General features: G+C 69.7%; 6 protein-coding genes and 1 pseudogene. 1 reads left to right on the forward strand and 6 read right to left on the reverse strand.

Annotated features, from left to right (window positions below):
• The 5 genes from rfbD to G6027_RS07155 all read right to left on the reverse strand — a co-directional run.
• Positions 1–924 (reverse strand): dTDP-4-dehydrorhamnose reductase (gene rfbD / locus G6027_RS07135; protein ID WP_241726894.1); only part of this gene is annotated, 924 nt, incomplete at its 3' end.
• 92 nt (positions 925–1,016) lie between these two features.
• Complete coding sequence (gene rfbA / locus G6027_RS07140; protein ID WP_182636568.1) at positions 1,017–1,898, reverse strand: glucose-1-phosphate thymidylyltransferase RfbA; 882 nt, start codon at positions 1,896–1,898, stop codon at positions 1,017–1,019.
• Entirely contained in the window at positions 1,895–2,923 is a 1,029-nt protein-coding gene (gene rfbB, locus G6027_RS07145) for a dTDP-glucose 4,6-dehydratase (RefSeq protein ID WP_182636569.1), read from the reverse strand. Before rfbB ends, rfbA begins: the two co-directional genes overlap by 4 nt.
• 10 nt (positions 2,924–2,933) lie before the next feature.
• Positions 2,934–4,013: a YihY/virulence factor BrkB family protein gene (locus G6027_RS07150; protein ID WP_182636570.1), complete on the reverse strand. Its 1,080-nt coding sequence runs from the start codon at positions 4,011–4,013 to the stop codon at positions 2,934–2,936.
• A 138-nt stretch (positions 4,014–4,151) separates the two neighbouring features.
• Entirely contained in the window at positions 4,152–5,228 is a 1,077-nt protein-coding gene (locus G6027_RS07155) for a YihY/virulence factor BrkB family protein (RefSeq protein WP_182636571.1), read from the reverse strand.
• A gap of 165 nt (positions 5,229–5,393) precedes the next feature.
• On the opposite strand from G6027_RS07155, the gene G6027_RS07160 reads away from it, so the two are divergent.
• Positions 5,394–5,789 (forward strand): hypothetical protein, encoded by a 396-nt coding sequence (locus G6027_RS07160; protein WP_182636572.1) that lies wholly within the window; start codon positions 5,394–5,396, stop codon positions 5,787–5,789.
• Between the two features lie 272 nt (positions 5,790–6,061).
• On the opposite strand, the pseudogene G6027_RS18685 reads toward G6027_RS07160, so the two are convergent.
• Positions 6,062–6,226: pseudogene (locus G6027_RS18685) on the reverse strand (3'(2'),5'-bisphosphate nucleotidase CysQ); the annotation flags it as partial.

A 6,226-nucleotide genomic window follows, 5' to 3' on the forward strand; every position in this document is an offset into this window, starting at 1 on the left:
GCGCGCGACCCGTGCGTGCTCGGCCATCGCGGTGGTGAGGTCGGCCCGCCAGTCCGGTAGCGGCGCGAGTCCCGCCGCCCGCCACGAGGCGTCGGACAGCACGGAGAAGGCCGGCCTCGGGGCGGGGCGTGGGAACTCCTCAGAACTGCAGGGGCGGACCCGCTCCGGGTCGGCTCCGCACCAGTCGAACACCGCACGGGCGAGCTCACACCACGTCGCACGTCCACCTCCGGCAGCGTGCAGTGTGAGCCCGCAGGCGTCGACCCGACCGGCCTTCTCGTCGGCCAGCATCTCCAGCAGACCGCCGGCGAGCGCCTGCGTGGAGGTGGGCGAGCCCCATTGGTCGTCAACCACGTTGAGCTCGTCTCGCTCGTGCTCCAGTCGGACCATGGTGGCCACGAAGTCGCTGCCTGTCAGGCCCATTCTGTCGCGACTCGGACCGGTGTAGAGCCACGCCGTGCGTACGACGGTCGTCTCCGGGTACACCTCGAGGGCGGCCCGCTCACCCTCGAGTTTGGTCCGCCCGTACGCCGTGGTCGGCTCAGTGAGGTCCGCGGGTTCGAGCGCCGGGGCGGTGGCCGGGTCCCCGCCGCCAGGAACCGCCCCGGAGAAGACGTAGTCGGTGCTGATGTGGATGAGGCGGATCCCGCGATCGCGGCAGGCCACTGCAAGGTCGCGTACGCCGACGGTGTTGATGGCGTGGGCCCCGGCCTCATCGGATTCCGCGCCGTCGACATCGGTGTACGCGGCCGCGTTGATGACCGCCTCCGGCGAGTACCGGTCAAGAGCTGCACTGATCGAGGCAGGGTTCGTGATGTCCAGCTCGTCACGGCCCGGCGCGTCGGCCACCCCGGAGAGCGCGTGACCGAGCTGCCCGCGGCCGCCTGTGACGAGGATTTGCGGCAGCGCGGTGGGACGGAACAACTCCCCCGGCCCCTCTGCGGCCGCTCGCCGGGGAATGCCGCGGGGGGTCGAGCCGGGCGGCGCTTCACCGGGATCGTCCGGATGGTCCGCACTCACAGGTGCCGGCCCTGCTCGCGGCGGAGCACGTCGAGGAGGTAGGCCCCATAGCCCGATTTCCTGAGGTCGTGGGCGCGGGCGGTGAGCTCGTCGTCGTCGAGATACCCCATGCGCCACGCCACCTCCTCCGGGCAGCCGATCTTCAGGCCCTGCCGATCCTCGATGGTCCGCACGTAGTTGCCCGCGTCGAGCAGCGAGTCGTGGGTGCCCGTGTCCAACCAGGCTGTACCGCGTGGGAGAACCTCGACCCAGAGCCGGCCCGCTTCGAGATAGTGCCGATTGACGTCGGTGATCTCGTACTCCCCCCGCGGCGACTTCTCGAGGTTCCGCGCCACCTCCACCACGTCGGCGCTGTAGAAGTAGAGGCCCGGGACGGCGAAGTCGGACGACGGGTTCTCGGGCTTTTCCTCGAGGCTGATCGCGCGGCCGTCGGCGTCGAAGTCGATCACCCCGTAGTCGCTCGGGTTGGACACGCGGTAGGCGAACACGGCGCCGCCGTCGAGGTCGGCGAACCGTCGCAGTTGAGTACCCATGCCGGGTCCGTAGAAGATGTTGTCGCCCAGGATCAGAGCCACCGGTTCGTCGCCGATGTGGTCCGCACCCAGCACGAACGCCTGCGCCAGCCCCTCGGGCGCGGCCTGCTCGACGTAGCTCAGGGTGATGCCGAACTGGCTGCCGTCGCCCAGGAGCCGCCGGAACTGCGGCGCGTCCTCGGGCGTGGTGATGAGCAGGATGTCGCGGATGCCCGCCAGCATGAGCGTGGACAGCGGGTAGTAGACCATCGGCTTGTCGTAGACGGGCATGAGCTGCTTGCTCGTGGCCAGGGTCAGCGGGCGCAGACGGGTGCCGCTGCCGCCGGCCAGTACGATGCCCTTCACAGCACCTTCTCCGTCCGGGCGTATCTGGCCTCGACGCGCTCCTTGACCGGCTCCCACCAGTCGCGGTTCTCGCGGTACCACTCGATGGTCGTGCTCAGCCCCTCGCGAAGATCGGTGTGCTGCGGCTGCCACCCCAGCTCCTCGCGGGTGGCGGAGGCGTCGATGGCGTAGCGCAGATCGTGGCCGGGGCGGTCGGTGACGTGATCGAAGCCGGGGTCCCCGTCCGTGCCGGTGGCGCCCATGAGCTCGCAGATCATGCGCATGACCTGCAGGTTGGAGTGCTCACCGTCGGCCCCGATGAGGTAGGTACGCCCGAGCTCACCGCCGGCCAGGATCCGCAACACAGCCGAGTTGTGGTCGTCCACGTGGATCCAGTCCCGGACGTTGGCACCACTTCCGTAGAGGCGGGGGCGCTGCCCGGTGAGCAGGTTGGTGATCTGCCGCGGGATGAACTTCTCCACGTGCTGGTACGGGCCGTAGTTGTTGGAGCAGTTGCTGATCGTGGCGCGGAGGCCGAAACTGCGGACCCACGCGCGCACCAGCATGTCCGCGCCCGCCTTGGTGGCCGAGTACGGGCTCGACGGGTTGTAGGCGGTGGCCGGGGTGAACCTGTCCGGATCGTCCAGCTGCAGGTCGCCGTAGACCTCGTCGGTCGAGACGTGGTGCAGGCGCACGTCGTGGCTGCGGCAGGCCTCGAGCACGGCGTAGGTGCCCACGATGTTGGAGTGCACGAACGGCCACGGCGTGGCCAGCGAGTTGTCGTTGTGACTCTCGGCGGCGAAGTGCACCACCGCGTCCTGCGGTCCGGTGAGCTGCGCGACGAGGCCGTTGGTGACGGCGGGGTCCGCGCAGTCGGCCTCCACCATCTCGACCCGGTCCGACGGGAGTCCGGCCAGACTCTCGCGATTGGCGGCGTAGGTCATGGCGTCCAGCACGGTGACGTGGGCGTGTGGATGCTCACGGACCACGGTGTGGACGAAGTTGGCGCCGATGAACCCGGCTCCCCCGGTGACGACGAGGCGCATGGGGCCAACCCTACCGTCGCGGAGGTGCTGGCTCCGTCGTCTCCCCGGCCCCTGCATTCGTATCCCCAGCGGAGACGTCGACGTCGGGGTGGGCCGGCTCCCGGCGGAGTTCCCGGTAGTCGGCGAGCATCTTGGCCCGCCGGCGCGCGAAGAAGTCACTCGCGGTCGTGTCGCGCGGGGTCACCTGCACGGCCTCCTCGGCCGGAATGCCCGCCCGGAGTTGTCGGACGCGCAACACCTCGGTGTCCAGCCGGGCGCCGTAGAGCACGGCCATGTTGACCAACCACAACCACAAGAGGAACACGATGATCCCGGCGAGCGACCCGTACGAGCGGTTGAAGTTGCCGAAGTTGGAGACGAAGAAGCCGAATCCGGCCGTGGCGATGGCGATGATGAGCAGGGCCGCGGCCGCGCCCAGGGACACCCAGTGGAACTTGCGCCCGGCCACGTTGGGCGCGAACCGGTAGAGGATCGCCAACGCGAGAACCGCGGAGACGAGGGCCCCGGGCCACTTGGCCACACTCCACACGGCCAGCGCGGTCTCGCCGAGCCCGATCCACCCGCCCACGGTCTCGGCGATGGGGCCGGTGAACACCAGCGCCAGCCCGCCGGCGGCGACGAGGACGATGAGCAGCGCCGTGAGCACAACCCCCACCGGCAGAAGCCGCCAGGGCGGCCGGCCCTCCTCGACACCGAGCACCGTGTTCATCGCACGGCCCAGCGCCCAGACGTAGCGCGACGCCGTCCACAGCGCGATGACAGAGCCGACCACGAGTGCAGTGCCGGCGGCCTGGGTGGTGACGACGGCCTCGATGGGGCCGCGGATCGGGTCGAGCACCTCCGGGGGGGCGATGTCGGAGAGCATCTCCATGAGGGCGTCCACCGTCCTGACCCCCTGCCCGAACACTCCGAGCAGCGAGACCACCACCAGGAGCGCGGGGAAGAGGGAGAGCACCCCGTAGAACGCGAGCGAACCCGCCTGGTCGGGGCCGCGGTCGCGAAAGAACTCGCCCACCGAGCGTTCGAGGACCAGACGGACGGTACGGAGACGTCGTCGAGCGGTCGACGCGGTCCCGCCGGAAGTGGTCATGCTCCGATTGTGTCTGTTCGACCGCGCGTCGCGCCTCCCGCCGCGCCCACAGGCTGATCACAGGTCGCCCACAGCGAGGGCTGCGCCAGACTGATCAGTGCCCAGCGCTAAGCCAGTGGGCAGAGCTCGGCGCTCGGCTCAGTGGGGGTGGCGCGCCTGATCTGCCTGGGCCTCGCGGCGGACGTCGGCGGCGTCGTCGATGGTCTTCTGCCGCTTCTCCTCGGCCTTGTCACTGGCGCTGGTGTCGCGCGGCGGGAGCTGGATGGTCTCCTCGGCGTGCAGTCCGGCCTGCAGCTCGCGGGCCCGCTCCACCTCGGCGTCGACCTCGGCCCCGAACAACAGGGCGTTGTTGGTGATCCACAGCCAGAGCAGGAAGATGATGACGCCGGCCAGCGAGCCGTACGTGGCGTTGTAGCTGGAGAAGTTGGACACGTAGAACACGAACCCCGCCGTGGCGACCGCCCAGACCAGTAGCGCCACGATCGCGCCGACGGAGACCCACCGGAACTTGGGTTGCTTGACGTTGGGCGAGAACCCGTAGAGCACGGCCAGGATCACGACCACGACGAGGACCAGCGCCGGCCACTTGGCGATGCCCCACACGGTCACGGCGGTCTCGCCGAGTCCCACGAGGTCACCCACCCAGGCGGCGATCGGTCCGCTCACGACGAGCATGAGCCCGGCCAGGCAGACAAGGAGGAGAAGCACCGCGGTCAACAGCAGCATGGCGGGCTTGAGCTTCCAGAAGGGGCGACCCTCCTCGACCTCGTAGATGCGGTTCATGGCCCGCCCGAAGGCTCCCACGTACCCGGACGCCGTCCAGAGCGCGCCCAGCAGGCCGGTGACGAGGGCGAGTCCGGCTGCGGGGGTGTTGACCAACGATTCGATGGGACCCCGCAGAGCGGCGAGTGTCTCCTCCGGGGCGGCCCCCTCGAACAACTCCATCACGGCGTTGACGGTCTCCTGTCCCTGCCCGAACACGCCGAGCAGCGACACCACCGCCAGCAGCGCCGGGAAGATCGAGAGCACCGCGAAGTAGGTCAGCGCGGCGGCCAGGTCCGTGCACTTATCCTTGGAGAACTCGGCGGCGGCACGCTTGAGACCGATTTTCCAGGTCCCGGATTTCAGTGAGGTCGGCGACTCGGGCTTCCCTGAATCCGGGTCGGCGTCCGGGTCAGGCTTGTCGGTGATGTCGCGACTGCTGTTCGTGCTCATGTAGGTGACTGTCCCACCGGCGGCCCGTGCGCGCATCCTGTGGGGTCGATCTCCCCGGGGGTGGAATGCCCGAGGTGTGCGTTACCCTTGTTGGTGTCACATCACCAAACTGCCACTTCACCTGTGTCGCTGCACTCGCGACCCCAACCCCTACAGGAGAACCCCATGAGCCTGTCCAACGCCATCCTCCGCGGAGTCACCGGCGCGTTCGTCCTCAACTCGGGACTGTCCAAGCGCGACCTGCCCACCGAGGCCGCCCAGGGCCTGCAGGGGTTCGCCGCCACCGGCGTCCCGCAGGTCACCAAGATGGAGCCGGACACGTTCGGGAAGTTCGTCGCCTACTCCGAGATCGGGATCGGCGCGGCACTGCTCACCCCGGTGGTGTCGCCGCGTCTGGCGGGCGCCGCGCTCGGCACCTTCTCCGCCGGGCTGCTGGCGATGTACTTCCGCAACCCCACGATGACCGAGTCCGACGGCATCCGCCCCTCCCAGGAGGGCATGAGCCTGGCCAAGGACGCGTTCATGGCTGCCATCGCCGGAGCCCTGGTCACCAGCAAGTAGTCCGAGAACCCAGCCCGAGTGGCCCGGCCCCGCGGTTGCGGGGCCGGGTCACTGCTCGTTCCCGGGCATGCGCGCGTCCCCGGGAACTCGTTCGCCCTCGTGCACGTCGTCGGCTCCGGTCCCCGGCCCGTGCTCGGGCCCGAGCCGTCGCTCCGACTGTCACTCCTCTTTTGATGGTCCGCGACCGCCGGGAATACCGGACCGCCACCACGGCGATGGCCACGCCGATCACCAGTGGGACTCGGCCGCTCCGGCGGAGGGGTTCTGGCTCGTCACCGGGTGGAGGCTACCGCCCTCAGGATCGCCTCGGCCAGGTCCGCGCGGCACACCACCAGATCCGGCAGGTAGGTCTCGGCCACGTTGTACTCCAACGGGGAGCCGTCCACGCGCACGGCGACGAACCCCCTGGCCAGGGCCACCCCGGCCGGAGCGGCCGA

It is taken from the genome of Dietzia sp. SLG310A2-38A2, from assembly GCF_014145095.1.
Taxonomy (GTDB): Bacteria; Actinomycetota; Actinomycetes; order Mycobacteriales; family Mycobacteriaceae; genus Dietzia.

What these genes read in the sequence shown, in the direction of transcription:
- rfbB (WP_182636569.1), bottom strand. Translation starts at nt 2,923, where the DNA reads ATGCGCCTCGTCGTCACCGGGGGAGCCGGGTTCATCGGCGCCAACTTC.
- G6027_RS07150 (WP_182636570.1), bottom strand. Translation starts at nt 4,013, where the DNA reads ATGACCACTTCCGGCGGGACCGCGTCGACCGCTCGACGACGTCTCCGT.
- G6027_RS07155 (WP_182636571.1), bottom strand. Translation starts at nt 5,228, where the DNA reads ATGAGCACGAACAGCAGTCGCGACATCACCGACAAGCCTGACCCGGAC.
- G6027_RS07160 (WP_182636572.1), top strand. Translation starts at nt 5,394, where the DNA reads ATGAGCCTGTCCAACGCCATCCTCCGCGGAGTCACCGGCGCGTTCGTC.